Raw genomic sequence first — 23,128 nt, 5'->3', positions numbered from 1 at the left:
CGAAACCCGCAGCGAGTTAGTGCACGGAAGGCAAGGGAACGGCACCTATTGCCCTACGGCGACGCCCTGCGAGTATGATGCGCCGGACGCGCTGCCGACGTCGCCGAAGGCTGGTCGAGGGCGGCGCAACCTGAGCTACCCCGCTAAATTCGCACATAAGCTACGATTTGCAGTCTTCTGATTTTCGACAAAAAGGAGAGCAGTTCCTGGAAACGCAATTTTACGGCGTCCGCCAGATGACATGGCAAGTTTGAGGCAATTTTTAGAGGTGCCCATACGCTTATTTTAGCGGCGGGGTATTTTGGTGACCAGGTGGTGACTCAAATTTTCGAACGGCAAAAGCGCCCCTTGGGGCGCTGTGTAAGCCACTGATTTATTTGCTTAAATTGGTTGCGGGAGGGGGATTTGACCTGAGCCGAACAAGCAAGCAATTGGAGTGCTCCTTACCAAGGGCGAACCGACCCTCAAAACCTACATCCTTCAGGTTATGAGCCAAAACCCATGCGATTCCAATACTTTAGTTATTCAATTACTTACGCGTCAAGCCTTTGATTTTGCGCACTTCCCACCACCGCAATAAGCCATTTTCAGTGACATTCAGCAGCAAACTTGCTGCGAAACACCCATTCGCGGGTTGATGTGGCGTTGATGTAAGCCGATCAGTACTCCACTTCCCACAATCGCTTCCAGCTTAGACCACTTAGGGACCGAAACAGTTCACCTTTGGACAAGACCAGTTTGAGTACTTTTGTTCAGAGGTGCCTCGTCGCGAAATGTGGCTACTCATCCAAAAAGAGCTCAGGGCAACGAGCCACAGTGTCTGGCGGCAGAATTGTAACCCCGATTTGACGTGCGATTTCATGTCGAACGGTCTGGTGAGGACATCGCCTTAATTCCCAAATCCGCCTATCTAATTCGCCTTGGGTCCCTCCAGATTCTTTGCAGCCGATATACATATGCATCCGGTCGAGGAATCCAGAATATGCATTCTCGCGCGCCTTCGCCAAGAACCCTCTATTGAGGCCTAATGTTTGGATGGTGAATTCTGCGCGATCGTATTCCAAACTACCTTCATCTGCAGTCGCAACGAAGTAGAACGTCCCGCCATCGATATCTAGCCAGAGAAGCTCGAGTGGTGCTTCTGTTAGCGGGCTTATAAATCGAGAAACTCCAGCTGCAGGTTCAACAAAAATTCCAGATTTCCTTTGGCTCTGCAAATCAAGCCAAGCGTCATCAACCCAAATGGAAAATTTATTGCCCTTTTTTGGGTTACACCTTCCACAAGAAAATAAATAATTCTCGTGAACAAACGTGAAATTGGGATAGAAGTCTTTGGGCCAAAGATGCTCTACTTCATCAGCGCAAGAGTCCTCACAGTAACCGCAGCGAACTAAATCTCCGCAAGCTTCTGCTAGAGCAACACGGACTCTGTCAAATAGAGGCTTAGGCTTCGATCCAAACTTCACTTTGGCGACTTTCACCCGTTCCTGGTAATTTTGAACGACATCAACCTCAGCTTGAAGTGCTGAAATCAATGCCAGGTCTCCTAGTGATAAATTGGGCGCTGAGAGACGAAGCATGTTAGCCGATGCTCGATGCAACTGTGGGGCGCGAAGCCTGAAGCAGCTTGAGTTCAACACTTTCTTCGGCTGAAAGCTCACCTTTCGACCGCTTCATGGACAACCGCGCAATTCGTTCAGCGGCCTCCTTGGCAACTTTAGGAGTATCGATACCTTCACCAAAGAAATCAGTGCCATACGCATCCAATATATCTCCAGAAACCAAACGGTCAAAATCCTGACCCGTTACCCTTTCTGCCGTTCCAGTGGACCCAGGCTCCGGAAGCCGCCAGATCGAACCTTTCGCAGCAGCCCTGCAGACCAAAGGACTATGGGTCGTTGCAAAGAACTGAACATTTGGAAAATGCTCGACAAACCAATGCCCTATCTTTGCTTGCCAGGTTGGGTGCAGGTGAGCATCAATCTCGTCTATAGCCACAACACCAGGAAGATTGATTGTACCAGGCGTTTTTTCGAGGTCGGACAGAACAATCTCGTCACCGAATGCCAAGAACATCTGCCTCAACAGTTCGAAAGTCAGGCTGAGCACAGAACGATATCCATCACTCATTTGCTCCACCGCTATTGGAACACCTGCAGCATCCGTCAGCTTGACAGACTTTGTGGAAATTTCTGAAATTGCCGAACCATGAGGCAAAAGGTTCGAAGCATTGATAAACGCTACTACAGAGTCCAATATTCTTTGGTTCTTACCACTTGTATCTTCAAACGTATTAACTTTGAGCTGCTTTAGCCAAATTAGTGCCTCTGAGAATGCCACATCCTCACCAAATGCAGATAGATGTGCCGCCATTCTCGTATACTCGGGCGAAACATAAAGGCGATCCCAATCTCGATCGCCACCACTAAACCGTCGATATGGCCCAAATGAGGAGCTGAACCAGCCGTTACCAGCCGCCCAGATTGTGCGCTCAGCGGTTTTAGTATTCTGCGAATTGTAAGTGATTGTTGTGCCTTGGAGGTCGCTTTCTGAAGCTTTCCCAATCGTAGCTCTTAAGGTATATGAGGTGGGTTGCTTGCCCTTTAAGATGAATTGATCAAAACTGGGATCTCTATTTATTTGCGCCTCAATCGTTGCCGTTGTCTCATTTATGGACAACCAATCCTCCCAAATTTGTCTGGTCGCGCTAACTTTTGGGCCTCCCGCGAACAAAATAGCAAGCGATCTGATCACGCTTGACTTTCCAGATCCGTTGTCACCCAGAATAACATGCCAACCGGCGCAGTCACCAAGACGCATTTCGTATTTGAAATTTGTTACCGAACGAATATTCGATATTTCGAGGCTGGTGATGTACATGTTCAATCCATCGAAAAATGACTACGTTTTCTTTAGCAAACGTTTTAGCCTAGCCGCGGCTATTAAAAATTGTGCGGCAAAACAAGTCTACTAGCACCTTTTAGATTGTTTGGGATCGCCGTGAAACCCCCCGAATTCCCTGTGTCGACCGTACCATTTTGGATGCTAACCGTCTTGTGATGTCAACTAGTGCCGTGCCCCTCGACGTTAATAGCTCTTGTAAAGACGGGTCAAATGCGTGCCTTGATGATGAGTTGAGAGGTCGAATTTGGCAGAGCCATCCTACTACGTGGAACCATGCGACGAATTTCGCCGCCCTCCCTAAACAGCAGCAGATTGCCTGGCCGTCGGCACATAGCTCGTCGATGCGACCCAAAGTCATCTTCACTTATCCACAGCCACTTTCGCTCCCCCCTCTTGCCCGAATCGAAGCCCGATGCAATCTGCGCGTGTGGGGAGAGCAGTCCTCAACCAAAAGCAAAACAGGTCTATCGGAATGGCACTTTGGACAAGGTCGCAGCGCTTTGCGTACCGGTTGACATAAAGCGCAACCGGCATGGTGATCGCTCCGTCAGCGTCGTTGTAGGCACCGAGAAGATACTGGTTCGGGGCAAATCGCGGACAGTCGATGTCCGTGCCTGTCCGGTGACATTTTCCCCGGGCCCACAGCAGATCGAAGCCGCCCGGCGTGGTTATGAGGATTGGTGGCAGGCGTTGGATTGGGTGCGGGAGGTCGAGGTGACGACGGCGATGCCGAAGTTGCATCCATGGAAGCAATCGCACCCCTATTCGGCATCACCCGCCATTCAACCCTGATTTGTACGGACGTTCCCATTGCATCTGGCCCAGCATACTGCAATTTTGTTTTGAAACAGTGGCCTCGTTGATCAGCGGCCTGGACCGTACACAACAGCCTAATGCTTTGGAGTTGAAATTTGAGCGAAGAAACCCTCGACCACATTGAGTTTGGTGAGTTTGTCGAGCTCAGGGGGCGAAAATGACTGTCTCAAGGTGCCAATCTCCTTGCGAAAGATCTGAACGTTTTGCAGCTTTCCTGCATTGAAGACGATGCCCAAGGCGAAGAAGCGACAGTAATCTGGGATGCAGAGATTGCAGCACATTCTGCGACCGATTCACTTTGGGGTGCAATAGGCTCGGCGGGAACCGACACCGCAGCTACGTTTTCCGCGTGGCTAAAGACCGTCGATTGGAATTCGACTTCGGTTGCGGACAAAGGACTATTCCAGGCACCATTTCGCGCGGGAATACGACTTGATCCTTACCAGCTCGCGCCGCTTCAAAAAGCGTTAGACCTTCCAAGGGTCAACATGCTGATTGCCGATGACGTTGGCTTGGGCAAAACAATCGAAGCTGGGCTTGTGCTGCGAGAAATGCTGCTTCGCGGCCGAGTTAACTTTGTGGTGATCGCATGCCCACCTTCAATGATTATGCAATGGCATGAAGAACTTGGTCAGAAGTTCGGGATAGCGGCCACCATTCTGGACCGAAATTACTTGGCTCAGATTCGTCGCAGGCGTGGCTTTGGCACCAATCCATGGGCTTCTGGCTCTTGCTTTCTAGTCTCTCACCGCCTTCTTGCTGACGAGACCTACGCTTCGGGCTTGCGAGAGATCCTCGGCCCTATGCGCTCAAACTCGATGCTGAAGGCATATTTCTTTGCACTGGATCTGCCCTACAGCGATGCCTGCTTTGTGCGTGCTTATCCTGCGGCGGTCTCCGAGGCTTCGCAAATGACGCCGGAACGCTATAGCGGTTGCGTTCAAAGCTGATCAGGCAAGTGGGCGACACTCGCTTGCGCAGTTCGACAAAGCGATCGAAGGCGGGGGGCAATGACATCAGCGCGGCTTGTTCTGCGGCCCAGACGTCAGAAACGCTGCCAAGCTGCGTAGCATGCGGGATCTCGCCCCATAACGCGACACATCCCTGTTCCAGCCAGCAGCTGGATTGCAGAACTCGGGCTCGAACACGTAGTGGTTTGCCATGAGCTACTGTCAATTCTGGTGCCCAAGCGGTTTTCATGCGGCGGCTTGGTCTGTGTTTGATGGCTTGATGCCGTTGACGAAGTCGACGCCCTGGATGACGTCGGCGAGGTGAGCGAAGCCGCGCAGTTTGCGCCAGCTGTTTTCGGCGCATTGTCCGAGCTTGAACATCATGTGAAGCATGCCATCGCGGCTGAGGCAGCCTTTGGTTCGTTTGGTGCGATGACGGATCGTAGCGAAGGCGCTTTCGATTGGATTTGACGTCCGGATGCTCTGCCAGTGTTGACCTGGGAAATCGAAGAAGGTGAGCAACTCGTCGCGATCTTTGATCAGGCATTCGATGGCCTTGGGGTATTTCGCCTCGAAGGTGTCGATGAACAGATCAAACGCCTTGTGGGCGTCCTTGCGGGTCTCGGCCTGCCAAATGTCGTGCAGCATTTTCTTGGCCTTGGGCTGGGTGCGCTTGGGCAAGTAATTGAGCACATTGCCGGTTTTATGCATCCAGCAGCGCTGTTGGCGGGTGGTTGGGAAGACCTCTTCCAATGCCGCCCAGAACCCCATGGCACCGTCGCCGATAGCCAATTTTGGGGTGTTGAGCCCACGGGATTTGAGGCCCAGCAGGACTTCGCGCCAGCTCTGGGTGCTTTCACGAACGCCGTCCTCAATGGCCAGAAAATGCTTTTCGCCCCGTGCGTTGACCCCGATGACCACGAGCACGCAGAGCCGGTCATCCGTGCCACGCAGGCCGCTGTAGATGCCGTCTGCCCAGATGTAGACCCATTCATCTTTGCCCAGATCCGTCTTGCGCCAGTCGTCATATTCCGCCGCCCATTGGCCTTTCAAACGCGAAATTGTCTTGGCTGAGAAGCCCGTGGCGTCAGGGCCAAGGAGGACCTTCAGCGCAGTGTCCATCTCGCCGGTGGAAATGCCTTTCAGATACAGCCAGGGCAGTGCGGCTTCGATGCATTTGGCCTTGCGGACATAGGGCGGCACCAGCGCCGAGCGGAACGTCACCGGTTTGCCGTCCTTGGCCCGGACCTTCGGGACTTTCACCGTGACCGGCCCGATCCCGGTCTGCACGGCCCTTTCCGGGTGATACCCGCTGCGCACCACTGCCGCCCGGCCATCCGCCGTCCGGCGTGCTGCAAACTCGGCGAGAAAGGCATCCCTCTCGGCTTCAACAGCGGCCTGCAGCAAGTCCCGCGCCCCCTTGCCCAGAAGTTCGGTCAGCGGATCTGTGATGGCGTCTCGACCCGCAAATTCGATGATGGTAGAGTCGTCCATGGCGGTGGTGCTCCTGTAGTTGATGGCTTGTGTCGCAACAACAAACCAACCAGATGCACCGCCGTCATGCAAACCGCCCGGACACCAGATTCACTCATAGCTCGTTTGCCATCGCAAGGATGCGCATGTTGACCTGCCTACGCTCGTCACAATGACGGGCTAAATGTTCGTTTCGATCCACGCCCCCGTGATGGGGGCGACCGGGTTTTCAGCCCGTTATGGGTGCCGCTATTGCGTTTCGATCCACGCCCCCGTGATGGGGGCGACGGTCCGCATCGCCACAATCGAGCGGGAGACGCTGGTTTCGATCCACGCCCCCGTGATGGGGGCGACGGCCGCTTGTCGGTGTGACGGCGGAGCAATTCAAGTTTCGATCCACGCCCCCGTGATGGGGGCGACCACGGGCAGAGCGGGCCACGGGTGCGCCTCTCGTGTTTCGATCCACGCCCCCGTGATGGGGGCGACACAAATCTGGGCGGCACAGGCTACAGGCTCACAGTTTCGATCCACGCCCCCGTGATGGGGGCGACCCGGCGTATCACAAACTGTTCTGCGTGATCCAATGTTTCGATCCACGCCCCCGTGATGGGGGCGACGGCAGGCCGCACACTGCGCAGGCGCATGGGATAGCGTTTCGATCCACGCCCCCGTGATGGGGGCGACACCCGCATCTGGGACGCCATACGGCTTCACACTCGTTTCGATCCACGCCCCCGTGATGGGGGCGACGGCGCATCGCCGCGCTTCTAAGCCCCTATTACGAGTTTCGATCCACGCCCCCGTGATGGGGGCGACGTTCGGGTTCATCCCAAGCGCCGCTGCAAATTGGTTTCGATCCACGCCCCCGTGATGGGGGCGACGGACAAGCAAGGAATGCCCATCTTGCGAGCATAAGTTTCGATCCACGCCCCCGTGATGGGGGCGACGAGCGAGATAGACATGATCTGCTCGACTTTGGCGTTTCGATCCACGCCCCCGTGATGGGGGCGACTGCTGGCAACCTGCTTGTGTGGACGGGTGCGATTGTTTCGATCCACGCCCCCGTGATGGGGGCGACCTGCCAACGCCTAGGCCGCAACGGCATCGGGATAGTTTCGATCCACGCCCCCGTGATGGGGGCGACCTATGTCTGGGGCAAATTTAACGCCTAAGTCATTGTTTCGATCCACGCCCCCGTGATGGGGGCGACCCCCGCAAGGCTGGTCATATCAAATACGCAAACGGGTTTCGATCCACGCCCCCGTGATGGGGGCGACCGAGGGCTGCGTTCATGTCGCCACGCGATCCGTGTTTCGATCCACGCCCCCGTGATGGGGGCGACGGATGGCTATGTTCCATTACAAGGCTCCTACGGCGTTTCGATCCACGCCCCCGTGATGGGGGCGACAGATGCGGTACGCAACGATTGATCGGTACTTCAAGTTTCGATCCACGCCCCCGTGATGGGGGCGACCTCAAGCCTGCCTTCGTCGAGATGTATGAAGGCGGTTTCGATCCACGCCCCCGTGATGGGGGCGACGTATAATCGGGAACTTTCAATTCAAGGGATACAGGTTTCGATCCACGCCCCCGTGATGGGGGCGACGACGTTGACCGCACGTCTCTCTCGGCGAGGCGCTGTTTCGATCCACGCCCCCGTGATGGGGGCGACATTTGGCGCTGGTGCACGGCGTCGTGCGGCAGGGTTTCGATCCACGCCCCCGTGATGGGGGCGACTCTCTCTTATTAACAATTTGAAATAGCTTCTAAAACCACTGCCTTATTGCGAACCTTCAGTCCACTGCGCCAAAACTTACGCTTTGCATCGTTCAATGGCCTCAAAACCCCAATATAACTTGGGTTGCGAACATGCCAGCGCAACAACGTGTGCTACAGGTTCGCAAATCAAAATATCAGAAGTCCATCCATGTCAGTTGCAGGCTTTGCGCCGATATGTTCGACCCGTCTGCGCCATTCAGCTCCAAGCATATAGAATCGGAGCGAGTCGGTCTCAGGGTTGATAATTCCGATCAACCGGGCACGCAGTGCAGTCCATTGTGCGGGGTCAAGATCGCATTCAAAGACGGAAAACTGAACCCGTTGCCCCCAATCCTCACATGCACGGGCCACGCGGCGCAACCGCCTTTTACCCTCCTTGCTGTCGGTCCGGACATCATAGGTCACTAGAACCATCATGATCTCACCCCCAGATCCATGCGGGATAAATGTCGATATCACCGCGTAGGTGTCTCGCCAGCAATTGCGCCTGCACCTGTGGGACAAGTCCCAATGCGATCCGCTCGTCCAGCCAAGCATGACGCAATTCCGCGCGCTTACGTTCCTGATACGCTTTCAAAACGGTTTCGCGACCAGCATCATTCAGCAAAACCGCCCCGGTCGGCTCAGAGCGGAAGTCTGACGGGGCAAGCTGACGGCGGTTGATCAGGCTAAGACACACGCGGTCGGCCAGTGGGGCGCGCAACTCTTCCATCAGATCCAGCGCGAGCGACATGCGCCCCGGCCGGTCACGGTGCAAAAACCCCATCTGCGGATCTAGGCCGTGGCTTTCGCAGGCCGCGCGCGCATCCAATGCGGTTAATACATAGAGGAATGATAACACGGCATTCACCGCATCGCGCGGCGGGCGACGGTTGCGCCCAGTAAAAACGAAAACCGGGTCAGGATTGCGGATCATCGCCGAAAATGCAGTCCAATAGGCATGTGCTGCCTCGCCTTCCTGCCCCCGCAAAATGTCCAGATCAGGGGCCGTCAGCGCATGGCGCGCGGCATCAGACAGCCGCAACTGGCTGACATTTACCTGCGCCACTCCGGGCGCATCAGGATAATCGCGCAGATGCCGGCGTAGCACGGCGCGCTGGTTGGCGATCTTGGCTGCAACGATGGCGCGGGCCACTGGTAGAGCGACATCGGCTTTCGTCGCCTCATGCTGGGCGCGGCGCAGCAGGACATTGCCGGTTTGCGGCCCCTCGACACGGGCAAGCAATTTGCCGGAATATGCCAGAAAGGAAATGGTGATCCCCACCTCGGCGGCGAAGCCCATCAAGGCGGGCGAGACAGCCACCTGACCGAAACAGATAATCTGCCCCAGCAGATGCGCCGGTGCGCGGGCGCGGGACACGCCTTCGATATCAACCGCGATGGTTTCGCCATCCTTACGCAGATACGCACCTTCGCTGGTGACATAGAGCGTGTTGAGCAGCTTTTTCATTCCGGCACCCCTGCCCGGTCAATATGGTCCATCATCCACCTCTGCCCCAGATTGCGCCGGGCAGCAGGACGGCAAAGCTCCTGCATAGAACAGGCGCCACAGCGCCGGGCCTCGAACACTGGCGATGGCAAGCTGCCAGTGGTGATGCCGGTGCGGATCTCCTCCGCGATGTCCAACGTAAGGGCACGCAAGCTGGCGTCGAGGTGGATGATCTTGCGCCGCCGGGCGGTGCCGTAGTACAGCGCGCCTTCGGGCACAGCATGCCCAGTCATTTCCTCCAGACAGAGCGCTTGAGCGCAAAGCTGCACCTCATCTGCGCGATGCGTCTTTGGGCGGCCGCGTTTGTATTCGACTGGATAAGGCACCCCGCCCCGCAGTTCCACCACATCGGCGACACCGTGCAGACTGTGGCGCAATGAGGCGATCTGCACGGCCCGCAGGATGCGGATGCCATCACGGCTTTCGGGTTGGCCTGCATCGGCGCGTTCATGCAACACGCGGCCTTCGGCGGTAAACTGGTTTTCTGCCCAGACACGCTCGATATGAATCAGGGCGCACTGCCGGGGGCAGAACAACCAATGTTGCAAGGCCGACAAGGGAAGCGACTCGTCCGCTTCAGAAAGGGTCAACGATCGTTATCCCCTCGGGCAGGTCCGTTTCATCCAGCCGAATCGCATAATCAGTGAAAGCACGGGCCACCGGCCAGTTATGGGTGCGATCATCGCCGATCGGCAGGGTGTCGCCTTTATGGGCACGCTGCACGGTGACGCGGTCAAACAGCTTATGGGCCTGCGCATTACCTAAGGCGCTATCATGACGGAACGCGATCAGCCGACGTGCAGCCATCATGCCGCGTGCTGCGGAACGGTCATGTTCAAACATGTCACGGAACCCATCCCAAAGCAGCCCCAGATCATCTTCGGAAAATCCAGTGCGCCCGGCCAGATTGGCGTTGATAAAGCCATGCGCGCGGTAAAGACCGTAAGGCACCAGATGTTTGCGGCCCATGGTGCGTTCTTTTTCGACGTCCTTTTCGTTGGTCACAGAGGATCGGGTGATTGAAACCTCCAACGGCATGATTGGCTCCACCGAGCGGGCAAAGGTCAGTTGCACCGGGCCTCGCACCTGACCAGCATTTACCTCGGTGGTCATGACGGCACCAAAGGTGCGGATGTCCCAAAAATTCGCGCACATCCATGCGGTGATCGCCTCGGCATCCTCAACCTTTTTGGGCTTTTTCTTGGATTCGGACTTCAGCCCGGCGGCGTCATATGCCAAGGCGTGCTGGCGGTTCAGCACCGCGCCATCCTGCATATAGATGGCATGGCCGGGTGTGTCGCCTTTCGCCTCGGCGACATAGTTTCGCAATTTGCGTTTTAACGAAACATCCGTGACCAACCCCTGCGAGGTTTCAGGGTCCATGCGCGGCAGGTTCCCTGCATCTGGATCGCCGTTCGGGTTGCCATTCTCGACATCGAAGAAAAGAACGAAATCATAGCGATTGGTCACGGCAGTCATGTGTTCGCCCCTTCTGTATCTTCATTATCAATAAGCGCTTCATCAACGGCATCCTCGGCTTTGGCATAAAATGCAGAAAGCTGATGGTAGAATCCGACAAAGAACCGCCCTTGGTCTTCCAATGGCAGCGATGCTGGCAGTTCGCCGCCACCAGGCAGCAACGCCAGAATGGCCGCCACGGCTTTTTCCGCCTTGATCCCCGCACCAACCTTTTGTCCACCCGCCTTGGCTAGGCCCGCTCGGTTGTGTTCATAGCCCTTCATCAGCACCGGAAAAATCCGTGCTGGGGTGGCCGAAGCACCGCCCATGTACTTATCGCGGATCGTCGCCCCTCGGTCGGCATAGCTGCGTTCGGCATAGGTGAAAGTGCCGAACAGGCGGCCCAATACATAGGCGGGGTCTTTTGAAGTCTCGTCCAGCGCCATGGGCACCTCCTCTTTGGTATTGCGTGTCAGAATGGCACGGATGATCGCGGCGCGGCGACCGTCGGAAAAGCGGTCAGGCGGCGTTCCTTCGACCCGCAACCGGCCAATCACTCCAGACAGCAGCATTCGGGGGTAATCCGCTCCCGTCAGCACCGCACGCATCAGCGCACCGCCCAACAGCGGCGGGATATTCTTGGCCTCGCTGAGTGCCGCAACTTCATAAAGCAATCGCCATGCGGCGGGCGGGCGTTCTGTTCCGTCGCGCCCGACCCAAGGCGAAGGGATGATCTGAAGCTCGTCCCAGAAAGTGGCTATGCGGGCAGCAAAATCCTGCAACCGCCCCGGATGCCAGAAACGCACCGACAGGCGCGCAGCATTTGGGGCGAGGCCCAGCACAAAGACTTTGGTTTCAGGATCGTAATCCGGCGCTTCGGCCCAGCGGCCCTGCGCGATGGCGGTCAGTTCCCCGGCCAGTTTGTTGCGGGCGGTATTGGCATCTTCCGAATCCGGGGCGAGTGCGGCGCTGAATAGCGATGTCGCAGCAATAGTTGCTTTCGGCGTGCCTGCTTCCACCCAGAACACGACCGTCGCATCACCGATCCGCAGACTCTGCCCCGATCCGCGCGTCAAAAGCGCATTGAGCGCTGTACCATAAGCAAAGGTCGCGGCCTCGGACACCGGCGCGTTCTCGCCCTGTTTCTTGCCATGGGATTCATAGGCAAGGTCATTGAATGACACGAGTGAAGCCCCGGAACTCTGCGCGCCCATCACGCCTTTGATCGACGGATGCAGCCGGGCAACAGGCGCAGGTTCTCCCGTCACAAGACAGATCGGACCCTCCCCATCGGCGCGCCCGAGCAGGGCTGCGGCCTCGGGCACCTGATGGATAAAGCGGCTATCGCCCGCCATCCGAAACACCAGATTGGCGTCCAACAGACCCGTGTCATAGAACCGCGCGGCAAATTCTTCCCACGTCCAACCCTCAAGGAACCGGCACAGCGCAACAAGCGCGGGCGCATCGGCCCCTAACAACAGTTCGATGTGCTCGGCACTGAAGGCGGCGTGTTCCTGTGCCGTACGCTTCCCCTGCCCCGGCACAGGATTGCCCAGATCATCCGACAGCGGTTTACCATCGGCACCCGTCGCAGCCACAACCCCCAGCACATAGGCCGATTTGTCCCAAAACAGGTTGGGAAGAATCCCTGACGCTCGTTTTGCTGCCGCTGGAACATCCATGCGCCTTGGCCGCAGCTTGCCCTTTTCATCGGGTGCCGCGAGTACATTCATTTCCACCACCGACCCATCCGGGGCCAGAACAACCTCACCCCCGATCGCCTCGCGCGAATAGCCGGGGCGCGGCAGGTCGGGCATCCGATCATAGAGCGCAGCAAGTTCGGCCAAAATCGTCATGTGGCCAACCCCTTGCGCACCGCATTGGCGACATCAATGACCCCGTTTTCCATCGTGGCATGGAAAAACGCTGAACTGCGGTCATTGTCATAATTGATGTCATAGAGCATCCAGCCCAGATCGCGGGTGCGGGCCTCCGGCGACAGGGTGGTTTCGGGGAAGTCCTCCACCGCCTCGAAATCAGCCGCAAATTCACGCATCCCCAGGCAGGGACGGTGAAAGCATTGACCCTTTGCGGCGCGGCGCAGAAACATATCGCGATGTTTGGCCGGGTTGTCGCCGGGTCCGGCTTTTGCCGTCATCTCGAAATGCGCCTCGATCCCGTAAGAAACATCCCGCAGGGCGAGCATGGCGCGTTGCTGGCGTTCGGCAGTGACGTCCATACCAAGGGTGGACAAATCACCGTTGCGTTGCGCGGCGCGGGCATTGCGGTCGGATACTTTGGCCCCGACCTCGTTACGACGGATGTTTTCAAAGCGGACTGGCTTTAGGACATGGATCCGATCAATCACCCAAATGACGGCAGGTTTCCAGTGAATCGCCTCCAAAACACCACGCGCAGCGGAAGGAGTCATGACATCATAAGACACCCTTTCCACCTTCATTTCCGGGCGGGTAAAACAGGCGTAGTCGCCCCAGACATGTAATTTGATACCGTAAGAAATGAGCTGGCCTAACATCACTTTAAAGTTGCATTTACGCTAAGCCACATCGACAATAACGCAATAAGAATATGCGCCCGCTATTGAAAAATGTTTTTGGCGTTGCCCTAATAGATGCGCCTAACCTTTCATGAACCCAAGTTCTTCAAATCGATCCATACGCATCCCGGCGTTGTCATCGTATATGTCCTGACTGTCCAGTAACAGAAACTCACGCCCGAACAGATCTTCGCGCCAAAGACTAGCAGCGCGGCTGGTTTCTAGCGCGCGGCGGATGTGATGCGGTAGGCTGACAACAAATGGCTGCAGCGCACGTGCAATTCCGCCAGTGCCGGTAGCGTGGGTAAGATCGCGCAACAGATCATCAGAGATTCCCCAGCGCCCACCACGTACAATAACTGGGGCCTGCGCATCGTCTATCATACGAAAAGCATGAGCGATCTTGGCGAAACGAAAATGACACTGATCACCAGATTCCGAGATTTCTTTCATAATCCCAGTCTTTGTGGCATCTTGCAGATCAACCTGTGCTGCATCCAACGCCTCATGGCCTTGGCGCCAAAACAACGCACGGAAATAATCCGCGACAGCAGCTTCGGCCAACGGGTCATCTTTATGCGCCGCCAGTATTTCCGTACCGATCTGTGCCATCTGCCGCACTTCTTCGGGAGGGGAGGCACCTTCGGATGTTGGAGTAAATACAATCACTTCACCCAAGCTGTCCAACCGACCTTCGCGGTTACAGCGCCCAGCAGCCTGCGCGATGGAATCGATGCCTGCTGCTGCACGCAGCACCAGCGGGAAATCCACATCAACTCCCGCCTCGACCAGCGAGGTCGAAATCAGTCGCACAGGTAGCATGTCGTGCAAACGCGCGCGAACCTCGGCCAGCACATGGCGGCGGTGCTGCGACGTCATCATAGTGCTCAAATGGCAGGCCCCCGGAAGATATCTGACCTGATCAAACAATACCCGAGCATGGCGACGGTTATTCACAATCGCCAGCACCTGCGGCGCGGCGGCGATGCGTGCAACCAAAGCGTCATCATCCAGTGGGCCTACGTTTTCAACCCTGGTGCGGCGCAGCGCTGCATAGAGGCGCTTTGGATCAGGGGCTAGTTCGCGGACATTCTTCAGCGACTCGGGCACATTTAGTCCCGCCTCCTTTGTCAGCACAGGTTGCGTGGCAGTAGACAGAACCACCGTCGCACCATAATGACATGCGAGTTCGGTGATCGCAGCCAGACACGGGCGCAACAGCTTGCGCGGCATCGTCTGCGCCTCGTCAATCACGATCACGGCGCGAGCTAGATTATGCAATTTCGCACAGCGCTTCTTACGCGCGGCGAAGAGGCTTTCAAAAAATTGTACCGCGGTGGTGACTATAACCGGCGCATCCCAGTTACGGGTGACACGGCGCAGACGGCGCAGGTCCTCGTCATCGTCCACGCCGTCCCAGTCAAAGGTAGAGTGATGTTCGACCACCTCATCAGACCCCAGCACGGCAGAGAAGACATCCGCCGTCTGTTCTACGATTGAGGTGTAAGGGATTACATGGATCACCCGGTCCATCCCGTACAGTAAAGCATGATCCAGCGCAAAACCCAGCGAGGTTAGCGTCTTGCCGCCTCCCGTCGGCACAGTCAGAGTGAACAGGCCGGGGACCTGTGCTGCCTGTGCGCGAGCATAAGACAGGATTTCAGCACGCAATTGGTTAACAGGCCCTGCTGCCTCCGAAAACCCCGCGATATGAGCGTTAAAGGAACGCTGATGGCCCTGCGTGATGACCGCAGGCACACGACTGACCGCGCGCCCTTCAATTCTGTCATAAAAGGCGGCCGTTTCGACCTCATCGGCATCGACAAGGCAGGAGAACAACATGCGGATTGCAAACTGGACCGTGAAATGGGCCGGCGCTCCAGTTAGAGGCCCGAAGGGCACCAGCGTATCAGGCAGGAGCAACCAATCCGGCAGCACCGGATCTGGTACCACGGCCAACCGTTGGATCATCTCTGCAATATCTGGCAGGCCGGAATGATGCCCCGCCACGCAAGCGGCCAGCAACGGACCAAAGCGTCGCTGCAATAGCTGCGCACCCTCAGCGCTATGCGGTTCGCCATTCTGCACACCCATGAGCTTCGCCTGAAACCGGGGTTTCATTTTGCCCAGATCATGGACCAATCCGAGCAAGTTTGCAGCCTGCGTCCCGCCAAACGGCGTGGCGAACAGCGCTGCGCGTGCTGCAACAGCATGTGCGTGCTCTTCAAGCGTTTCCCATTCTAAGACAGGTCGCCCTTCAACGCTATGAGCGTAAATAGTCGCATGCGCAGGTCCCATTAATACCATCCTCACCTTAGCTTCTTAATATCCCTCGGGAAGCGCATACACCGACCAATCCATTTGGCATTTTTGCCTATCGTCGTCATTGGCTCAAGCAGCTAATGAAACTATGCACGTTAAAGGCGAATGTGCGAATATCTTTTTGTGATTGCCTCAGTTACTGTAAACTAGACAATATCCGGCCCCCGCTCCTTCCCCCCGCTATACAGGAGAAGGCCCTTCACTTTCAGATCCGTATCCACACGATGCCTTTTGACGGTGGCCAGCCGCTTCCCCGCAGGCTTCACACCTGCCCCACCTTGGCCATTGTGGCCGCAGCAGTCCCCGATCCGTCACATCGCGCCTTGGCATCGATTTCACCGGCCGGTGGGTTCCGTAGTCGTGTTTCTGCACCGGGCCAGAAGGGGCCGCATCGGCGCGGGGTGGGGTAGTCCCCGGATCATATTCCCGTCATTGGTGGCCGGTTGACGGATGGACCGTGGTCGCTGCCTTGTTGGACGAACCGGGCGTTGGGAAAGCAACGAGCATAAATTTGGCGCCAGGAAGAAGGGACGCGGGGTCCCATCTCAATTCCTGATTTTCCAGTTCTTGACCGGCAATGCTAAGTGTAGCGATCTACTTTTTGATTGGTTATCAATACACTGGGATAGCGGAAAATCGAGGGAAGTTTGGTGTTTGCCACCTGCACAGCGCCATCCGCTTAGTCACACCAAATGCGCACCATGCTGGCTTTGATCGCGCAACGCTGGCAAACCGCACCATGCTCTATGCAAATGAACGTGCGCAAAACCCGGAACGCTGGTCAGGCAAGACACGCAACTGGCTGCCCGTTGGACCCGTCTGGCTCAACCCCGAAACGAAATCCGTACCCCTGAAACCAGAGACGCCGCATGAAATCGTCGGACAACTCGTTAACAAACACTGCATCCGGAACACGAGAGGGCTATGTTGCGGAGTGTCCTTTTACCTCTTGAAAGCCGCCGCTCTTGCCCGGACAGTCGACCGGTGGCATCTGCCAGCACGGTTTCAGCTGTAAAAGGAAAGACCTCATGGCAAAAAGGCAACCACTGAGTTGGATAATCAGACCAGAGTCTGAGCAAGGTCCCCTCAATGAAAAGCAGATGCAGAAGCTAGCCGAGGATTTTGACCTTTCAGAATCTGACATCCGGACCCTTTCTCAGAGACTCGCCTATCCGCTTTCAAAACGATTTGTAGTTCGTGGCGTTCTAGAAGTCATAAAAGGACTGGCGAAGGGTCCTGCTGAGCTTGAGAAGTTGATTAAAGAATTACGGCATGCTGAGATGCGGTTAAAGCGAGCTGCAACTCTATACTCCAAGATACAGGTAGAATTTCCCGGAACAGCGACGGGCGTGAACAATCCAAACGAATTTTACAAGTCAGAACTTCATGATGCCCTGTCTAAGGTTCAACTGATAAATAAGTCGCTGACTCAAAGTGCGACAAAACACAAAGTATATTTTTCAGGTTACAAGGACATGCGTCGTGAACGGGATGATCGTCGCAGTGCAGTTCTTGGTTCGATCTTCGACGCATGGGACGCGGCAGGCCGCAACGTGTCAATCTCTACCATCGGGTCGAGTTCAGAACGCACTGGACCGTTAGTAAATTTTACCAACGCAATCGTGCGCTGCCTTACCAACCCCACAGCCAGTGTTAACGGCGAGACCATCTGGTCAGAAATCAAAGTATGGCACAGCAACCAGCGCTATAGGTCCAGTGTATCGATCACTGACGATTAAACCTATCGGCACACTTAGACGCGGTGATCGCCTCCGGTCATGGTCATGGCATGACACGCGCCCCCGCCTCTTCCCATCTCCCTGGCCCTGCTGAAGCGCAGATCGACACTGCTGTGATGCGGTTGGTCGATTTGTTTGCACGGCAGGTGGCACGGGAATTGGCGGCGGATGCTCCTGACGTCGAGGAGACGCCCCATGCCACACATATCCACCAAGAAGACTGACAAACCGCGCACCCTTCTGACTGTGAAGGATGTGGCGGAACTGGATAGCTGTTCCGAGAAGACGGTTCGCCGCGCGATTGCGGCGGGCCTGCTGGAGGCCATCCGGGTGGGGCCCGGCGGGCGTCTATTGCGCATCGATCCGGCCGCGCACGCGGCCTATCGCGCGGCATCCAGCTGGTAGGGCGCCGCGTCCATTAATGTCCATATATGTCAACGCTTTACGGGGCATTCGGGAAGAGGTCTCCACCATTAGTTTCTGACTTTACGTGCTAGTGTTTTCCCGAATCGGACGCCCTGTCCTGCCCTGTCCACCCGAGACCACGCCTGTCCCAAAGGAGATTTCCCGATGAGCTATTCCGCCAAGTTCGATATCGATATGGCTTTCGTGCCAAAAGGCACGCCGATGTTCACGGACCTGATCCTGACGCTTGAGGCAGACCAGAGCCTGAAGCCCACGCGGATCCGCGACATGATCTCCGGGTTGCGCCGCGTTGCCAAAGCCATCGGCCGCGCGCCACAGGATGTGCCCTGCCATGGCCGCTGGTTGCAGCCGCGTCTGGCGCGGATCGCCCCGGCCGCTCTCGGGCTCACGACCAAGGCCTGGCAGAACGCGGTCAGCGATGCCCGCTCGGCGATGGTCCATGTCGGGATCGTCGGGCGCCGCTTCAACCGCATCACAGATCTGTCGCCTGAATGGCAGCATCTCTGGGCCAGCGTACTGGCCACCAAGGACAGGACCTTGCTGGCGTCTCTGTGCCGCTTCGTGCACTTCCTGAACAACCAGGCAGTCGCGCCGCATCAGGTTCGCGCCGAAGAGGCTCTGGCATATCGTGAGGCGCTGATCCGCACCGAGATCAGCAAATCGCCAGATGGAGCCTATCGCGCCGCAATCAATGGCTGGAATCTGGCAGCACGCCGACTGCCCGACTGGCCTGAGACCCGCCTGCCGCTGGAAAATCGCCAGAAGATCATCAAGCTGCCCGATACAATGTTTCCCATGGAGTTTCTGGCGGATCTCGAACAGCTGATGTTTCAGCTATCGCATCCGGACCCGCTGGCGGAGAACGGACGGGTAAAGGTGCTGCGTCCGGCAACACTTTTCCAGTATCGCCGCCAGATCATCCGCTTTGCCTCAGAACTCGTGCATGCGGGCATGCCGATCGAGGAGGTCGACAGTATCGCGGCACTGCTGCCCCCTGCGGTCGTCGAACGCGGCCTGCGTCAGATGCTGTCGCGCACTGAGAACAAGACTGTGAAGATGATCAGCGAAGTGGCGGCGCTGCTGCGCAACCTGAGCCGCATAACGGGTCAGCCTGAAGAGATTCAAAAGCAGCTCGCCAAGCTTGCGGCACGTGTCGCCGTAACGCCGCAGAAGGGAATGACCCGCAGGAACCGTGACCGCCTGCGCGTCTTGCAAAATGACAAGGCTATGCTGCGTTTGCTGGAGTTGCCTGAACGGGTGTTCAACCGTCCGCCCACAGGCAAGGCAAACGACTATACCAAGGCACTGGCGCGCGAGGACGCGGTAGCAATCGCCATTCTTCTGGTTTGCCCCGTCCGCATCAAAAATCTGGCCGGTATTCATCTGGAACGTCACATCCAGCGCCCCGGAGATGGCCGCGCCTATCTGGTGCTGACAGAAGACGATCTCAAGAATGAACGTCCCCTCGAGTTCGAACTGCCCAAAGACGTGCTCCGCATGATGGATCGCCACCTCGCGACGCGCTGCCCGCATATGTGTGCTGCTGGAACGCCTTGGCTGTTCCCACGGCGCGACGGAACAGGCCCGATGGTGCCCGGTCAGCTTTCAGCACGGATAAGACGACGCGTGTCCAAAGTAACCGGCCTTGAGGTCAATTCTCACTTGTTCCGCCACACTGCCGTGATGAACTGGCTCGATGCCAATCCCGGCGGTTATGAGGTCGCGCGCCGCCTGCTTGGTCATTCGGACGTCAGCCATACGATCAACCTGTATTCTGGCCTCGAAGTGAAGTCTGCGACCCGCGCATTTGCTGATCTGATGGAAGCAAAGAAAGGACGACGCAAATGAGCCTCGTTCTACCCCGCGCCGCTTGGCCTGTAGCAGACCGCATGATGTGGGACGCGCTGCACAAGAAAGCAGGCCCGTTTGACGATCCCGGTGCGCTGGCGCATTTGCGTCAGACCTCGTCCAAAACGCTTGAGGCCTGCTATGCGCGCTGGATGAAGTGGCTTGAGACCACCGACCCCGATGCGCTTTTCACACCGCCTGCAGAGCGCGCCACCCTAGCCCGGCTTCAGCGCTGGCTGGACGCGCTTGCACATACAGCGCCAATGTCGCGCCTGTTGTTTGTAGACGGGGTTCTGCGCGTTTTGCGGGCCACTGATCCAGATCAAGATTGGACGATGCCCCAGCGATTGCTCGCTGGATTGAAGCGTGCTGCTGGTCGTGGCGATCCAGCTCGGAAACAGGGGCGGATACTGTCGAGCGAAGTGCTGCTCAAAGCCGGGCTGACTCAGGCCACCGCAAATGCCGATGCTGCCCCATCTCCGCTCAAGCGGATGATCTGCCAGCGGGACGGCATAATGATCGCCCTGCTGGCTTTGCTGCCGATCCGGCGTCGTTCGTTTTGCGAGCTCACCCTTGGTCAGTCCCTCCACGTCTCCGAGAGCGAGATCCTCCTCTCTCTGTCTGAGGACATGACCAAAACGGGCGTGCCTTGGGAAGCTGCGGTCCCACACCAGGTAGAACCTATCCTGCGCCGTTACATAGAAGAGACGCGTCCTGCTCTTCTGTCCCGCGGGGATCAGAACCATGACATTCTCTGGGTCGGTAAAAAAGGGGAGATTATCGGGCAAGATTACATTGGAAGCCGCATCGGCGGCCTGACCCTCAAGCTGACTGGCAAACGCGTGCCCCCGCATTTCTTCCGCGATGCAGCCGCGACAACGCTTGCTCGCATGTCGCCAGAAAGTGCGCGACTGATCCGCCCCGTTCTGGCACACTCAGGATTCAGGACAGCCGAACGTCATTACATCCACGCTCAAACAATCGATGCAGGGCGGGATTATCAAATGCTGATCAAACGTCTCAAGGAAGGTCGATCATGACCAGAGTAGCCATTTACGCGCGGTTTTCTTCACAGATGCAAAGCGAGGCATCCATCGAGGACCAGTTGCGCATCTGTCGTGAACGCGTCACCCGCGAAGGCTGGACCGTGACAGAGGTATTTTCCGATAAGGCAGTCTCCGGTGCCAGCATGCAGCGGCCTGGCGTACAACGCCTGATGGACGCCGCTAGCCGCGGCTGTTTCGACATCATCGTGGCCGAGGCCCTTGACCGGCTCAGCCGCGATCAGGCGGATGTGGCGACACTGTTCAAGCGGCTGAGTTTTTACGGGGTAAAGATCGTCACCCTGTCAGAAGGCGAGGTCAGCGAGTTGCACGTCGGCCTCAAAGGCACGATGAACCAGCTGTTTCTGAAAGACCTCGCTGCCAAAACCCATCGGGGAATGCGCGGGCGTGTCGAGGCCGGACGCTCGGGCGGCGGCAACAGTTACGGCTATGATGTCGTGCGCCGTCTTGGACCAGACGGCATGCCCGTCACCGGCGAGCGCACGATAAACGAACCGGAGGCAGCCCTGATCCGCAGGATTTTCGTAGAGTTCAGCGAGGGCCTGTCACCCAAAGCCATCGCAAGAAAGCTGAACGGCGAGGAAATCCCCGGCCCCAGTGGCAAACCGTGGCGCGACACGGCCATTCGCGGCCACCGTATCCGGGGCACCGGCCTGCTGAATAATGAACTCTACATCGGCCGGCTGGTATGGAACCGGCTGCGGTACATCAAGGACCCGGAAACAGGACGTAGGGTTTCACGGCTCAATCCGCATGAGCAGTTGATCATCACCGACGTGCCGGAAATGCGGATCGTGGACGACGCGCTTTGGGCTCGTGTCAAACATCGTCAAGGCGAGATTGATGCAACACCGCGCGTACAAGCGCTCAGAGCGACACGGTTCTGGGAAAAAAAACGGGCGACCCATCTGCTGACTGGTCTGCTGCGCTGTGGCTGCTGTGGCGGTGGCTTTGCCGCTGTCGGTAAGGATTATCTTGCCTGCTCCGCCGCACGCAAACAGGCCACCTGCACGCAGAAACGCTCCTTCAAGCGTGACGAGCTAGAAGGTGTGGTGCTGAACCTGCTGCGGAATCGGTTGATGCGTCCCGAGGCGGTGGCCGCCTTCGTGGCATCTGTCAGCCGCGAGATGAATGCCGAGCGTGCCGAAGAAAGCGCAACCCGCGCCCGGCTAACATCCGAACGCACTCATATCACGCGCCGACTCGACGGGCTCTACGACGCCATCGCCGATGGGCTGCGCACGGCAGGCTTGAAGACCAGACTGGAAGACATGGAAGCACAGCTGGCTGAGGTTGATGCAAAACTGGCAGCGCCTGCACCGTCACCGGTGCGGCTGCATCCGCAACTGAGCGAGATTTATCGTCGGAAAGTGGAGGAGTTGTCCCGGACGCTGGCCGATCCGGAGATCCGGACCGCTGCTTTGGAGACAATTCGCGGTTTGATCCAGTCCGTGACAATCCACGAGACGGAAAGGGGCGTGCAGATTGATCTGGACGGGGCGATTACAGCCCTCGTAGGGCTGGCCCAACCCGGGGCCGAGGCCCTTATTAATAGTGGTTCGGTCAAAGTGGTTGCGGGAGTCAGATTTGAACTGACGACCTTCAGGTTATGAGCCATAAGCTATTGTTTTTATTGATTCTTTATTTATCAACCGCTTAGCGGAAAGCCTTTGATCTTACAGGGTTCCACCTCTTGATCTTCAGTCACATTCATTGCGTTGAGACCGCGCCAGACGGCTGAACTTTGTGATGCGTTGGCTGACGTGGTGCTGACGTAAAACGCTGCGATCATAATCGGGATGATCGCCACGGTGCGGGCGCGAACGTCGCCGGTCAAGCCCAGCCGCGGCCCCTAAAATCACTCGCTGCGGGGACATGTTTCGACCGGCCGCGCTGCCTCCAGTCGATGATATCCGTGCATCCGGAATAAGGAGTGGCGTTTATTTCCGGTTAATTCCTGAATTCCGGTGCGCTGGGCGTGTTTGAACTTGATAGAGGCGCGAATCTACGCCTCATGATAAATTCAAAGGAGGCATGCACATGAGCAACACATTGAAACTGAACGGAAAAATTATCCGAGAAGCAGAGCCTGTTCAAGGGCGTGATTACTTGATTTTCGACACGGAGGTCACCGGCTTTGCCATTCGCATCTATCGTTCGGGCAGTCGCTCTTTCACATTCGACTACCGGTTCAATGGACGTCAACGCCGCTACCGGATTGGCCCCCCCTCTGTGCCAATAAGCGTGAGACAATTGACTGGCTAAAGTTTACACTTGAGGGCGCAGGAGAACGAACCCATGGT

At 57.0% G+C, this 23,128-nt stretch carries 18 protein-coding genes, 2 pseudogenes and 1 CRISPR repeat array; of the genes and pseudogenes, 8 read left to right on the top strand and 12 right to left on the bottom strand.

Annotated elements, in window-relative coordinates; genetic code table 11:
* Positions 1–779: 779 nt before the first annotated feature.
* On the bottom strand, positions 780–1,535 hold the full coding sequence (locus ACEN2R_RS16785) for a hypothetical protein (RefSeq protein ID WP_442043834.1): 756 nt from the start codon (positions 1,533–1,535) through the stop codon (positions 780–782).
* Positions 1,536–1,581: 46 nt separating this feature from the next.
* The gene (locus ACEN2R_RS16780) at positions 1,582–2,880 is read right to left on the bottom strand and encodes an AAA family ATPase (protein WP_442043833.1); all 1,299 of its coding nucleotides are present in this window, start codon (positions 2,878–2,880) and stop codon (positions 1,582–1,584) included.
* 1,043 nt (positions 2,881–3,923) lie between these two features.
* On the opposite strand from ACEN2R_RS16780, the gene ACEN2R_RS16775 reads away from it, so the two are divergent.
* Positions 3,924–4,670, top strand: a complete 747-nt coding sequence (locus tag ACEN2R_RS16775) for a hypothetical protein (protein ID WP_442043868.1) — start codon at positions 3,924–3,926, stop codon at positions 4,668–4,670.
* Here ACEN2R_RS16775 and ACEN2R_RS16770 read toward each other — a convergent pair.
* From ACEN2R_RS16770 to cas3, 9 genes and pseudogenes are all read right to left on the bottom strand, one after another.
* Positions 4,627–4,883, bottom strand: a pseudogene (locus ACEN2R_RS16770) (Mu transposase domain-containing protein); the annotation flags it as partial. The gene ACEN2R_RS16775 and the pseudogene ACEN2R_RS16770 sit on opposite strands and share 44 nt — an antisense overlap.
* A 33-nt stretch (positions 4,884–4,916) precedes the next feature.
* On the bottom strand, positions 4,917–6,164 hold the full coding sequence (locus tag ACEN2R_RS16765; protein ID WP_442043832.1) for an IS256 family transposase: 1,248 nt from the start codon (positions 6,162–6,164) through the stop codon (positions 4,917–4,919).
* Between the two features lie 169 nt (positions 6,165–6,333).
* Positions 6,334–7,880: direct repeats of the CRISPR family, unit length 32 nt; unit sequence GTTTCGATCCACGCCCCCGTGATGGGGGCGAC.
* Between the two features lie 168 nt (positions 7,881–8,048).
* Positions 8,049–8,339 (bottom strand): CRISPR-associated endonuclease Cas2, encoded by a 291-nt coding sequence (gene cas2, locus ACEN2R_RS16760; protein WP_442043831.1) that lies wholly within the window; start codon positions 8,337–8,339, stop codon positions 8,049–8,051.
* Between the two features lie 4 nt (positions 8,340–8,343).
* Positions 8,344–9,372: a type I-C CRISPR-associated endonuclease Cas1c gene (gene cas1c, locus ACEN2R_RS16755; protein ID WP_442043830.1), complete on the bottom strand. Its 1,029-nt coding sequence runs from the start codon at positions 9,370–9,372 to the stop codon at positions 8,344–8,346.
* Positions 9,369–10,001 carry a CRISPR-associated protein Cas4 gene (cas4, locus tag ACEN2R_RS16750; RefSeq protein ID WP_442043829.1) on the bottom strand — a complete coding sequence of 211 codons (633 nt, stop codon included), beginning with the start codon at positions 9,999–10,001 and terminating at the stop codon, positions 9,369–9,371. The genes cas1c and cas4 overlap by 4 nt, the downstream gene beginning before the upstream one ends.
* Positions 9,988–10,890, bottom strand: a complete 903-nt coding sequence (gene cas7c, locus ACEN2R_RS16745) for a type I-C CRISPR-associated protein Cas7/Csd2 (RefSeq protein WP_442043828.1) — start codon at positions 10,888–10,890, stop codon at positions 9,988–9,990. The genes cas4 and cas7c overlap by 14 nt, the downstream gene beginning before the upstream one ends.
* Positions 10,887–12,725 carry a type I-C CRISPR-associated protein Cas8c/Csd1 gene (gene cas8c, locus ACEN2R_RS16740; protein ID WP_442043827.1) on the bottom strand — a complete coding sequence of 613 codons (1,839 nt, stop codon included), beginning with the start codon at positions 12,723–12,725 and terminating at the stop codon, positions 10,887–10,889. The genes cas7c and cas8c overlap by 4 nt, the downstream gene beginning before the upstream one ends.
* Positions 12,722–13,405, bottom strand: coding sequence for a type I-C CRISPR-associated protein Cas5c (gene cas5c, locus ACEN2R_RS16735; RefSeq protein ID WP_442043826.1), 684 nt, complete (start codon positions 13,403–13,405; stop codon positions 12,722–12,724). Before cas5c ends, cas8c begins: the two co-directional genes overlap by 4 nt.
* 102 nt (positions 13,406–13,507) lie before the next feature.
* Positions 13,508–15,724: a CRISPR-associated helicase Cas3' gene (gene cas3, locus ACEN2R_RS16730; protein ID WP_442043825.1), complete on the bottom strand. Its 2,217-nt coding sequence runs from the start codon at positions 15,722–15,724 to the stop codon at positions 13,508–13,510.
* 682 nt (positions 15,725–16,406) lie between these two features.
* On the opposite strand from cas3, the pseudogene ACEN2R_RS16725 reads away from it, so the two are divergent.
* The 6 genes and pseudogenes from ACEN2R_RS16725 to ACEN2R_RS16700 all read left to right on the top strand — a co-directional run.
* Positions 16,407–16,610, top strand: a pseudogene (locus ACEN2R_RS16725) (IS3 family transposase); the annotation flags it as partial.
* 166 nt (positions 16,611–16,776) lie between these two features.
* Complete coding sequence (locus ACEN2R_RS16720) at positions 16,777–17,487, top strand: hypothetical protein (protein ID WP_442043824.1); 711 nt, start codon at positions 16,777–16,779, stop codon at positions 17,485–17,487.
* 195 nt (positions 17,488–17,682) lie between these two features.
* Complete coding sequence (locus tag ACEN2R_RS16715) at positions 17,683–17,892, top strand: helix-turn-helix domain-containing protein (RefSeq protein ID WP_442043823.1); 210 nt, start codon at positions 17,683–17,685, stop codon at positions 17,890–17,892.
* 165 nt (positions 17,893–18,057) lie between these two features.
* A complete protein-coding gene (locus ACEN2R_RS16710) occupies positions 18,058–19,761 on the top strand; it encodes a tyrosine-type recombinase/integrase (RefSeq protein WP_442043822.1) in 1,704 nt (567 codons plus the stop codon).
* Positions 19,758–20,801: a tyrosine-type recombinase/integrase gene (locus tag ACEN2R_RS16705; protein ID WP_442043821.1), complete on the top strand. Its 1,044-nt coding sequence runs from the start codon at positions 19,758–19,760 to the stop codon at positions 20,799–20,801. The genes ACEN2R_RS16710 and ACEN2R_RS16705 overlap by 4 nt, the downstream gene beginning before the upstream one ends.
* The gene (locus ACEN2R_RS16700) at positions 20,798–22,438 is read left to right on the top strand and encodes a recombinase family protein (RefSeq protein WP_442043820.1); all 1,641 of its coding nucleotides are present in this window, start codon (positions 20,798–20,800) and stop codon (positions 22,436–22,438) included. The genes ACEN2R_RS16705 and ACEN2R_RS16700 overlap by 4 nt, the downstream gene beginning before the upstream one ends.
* Before the next feature lie 35 nt (positions 22,439–22,473).
* Here ACEN2R_RS16700 and ACEN2R_RS16695 read toward each other — a convergent pair whose 3' ends face one another.
* Positions 22,474–22,662 carry a hypothetical protein gene (locus tag ACEN2R_RS16695; RefSeq protein ID WP_442043819.1) on the bottom strand — a complete coding sequence of 63 codons (189 nt, stop codon included), beginning with the start codon at positions 22,660–22,662 and terminating at the stop codon, positions 22,474–22,476.
* Between the two features lie 203 nt (positions 22,663–22,865).
* On the opposite strand from ACEN2R_RS16695, the gene ACEN2R_RS16690 reads away from it, so the two are divergent.
* Entirely contained in the window at positions 22,866–23,090 is a 225-nt protein-coding gene (locus ACEN2R_RS16690; protein ID WP_442043818.1) for an Arm DNA-binding domain-containing protein, read from the top strand.
* Positions 23,091–23,128 lie beyond the last annotated feature (38 nt).

Origin of the sequence: Pseudogemmobacter sp. W21_MBD1_M6, assembly GCF_052119585.1 — a bacterium.
GTDB lineage: Bacteria > Pseudomonadota > Alphaproteobacteria > Rhodobacterales > Rhodobacteraceae > JBGQOJ01.
The sequence above is the reverse complement of the archived record's forward strand: the minus strand, read 5'-3'. Positions and strand labels throughout refer to the sequence as shown.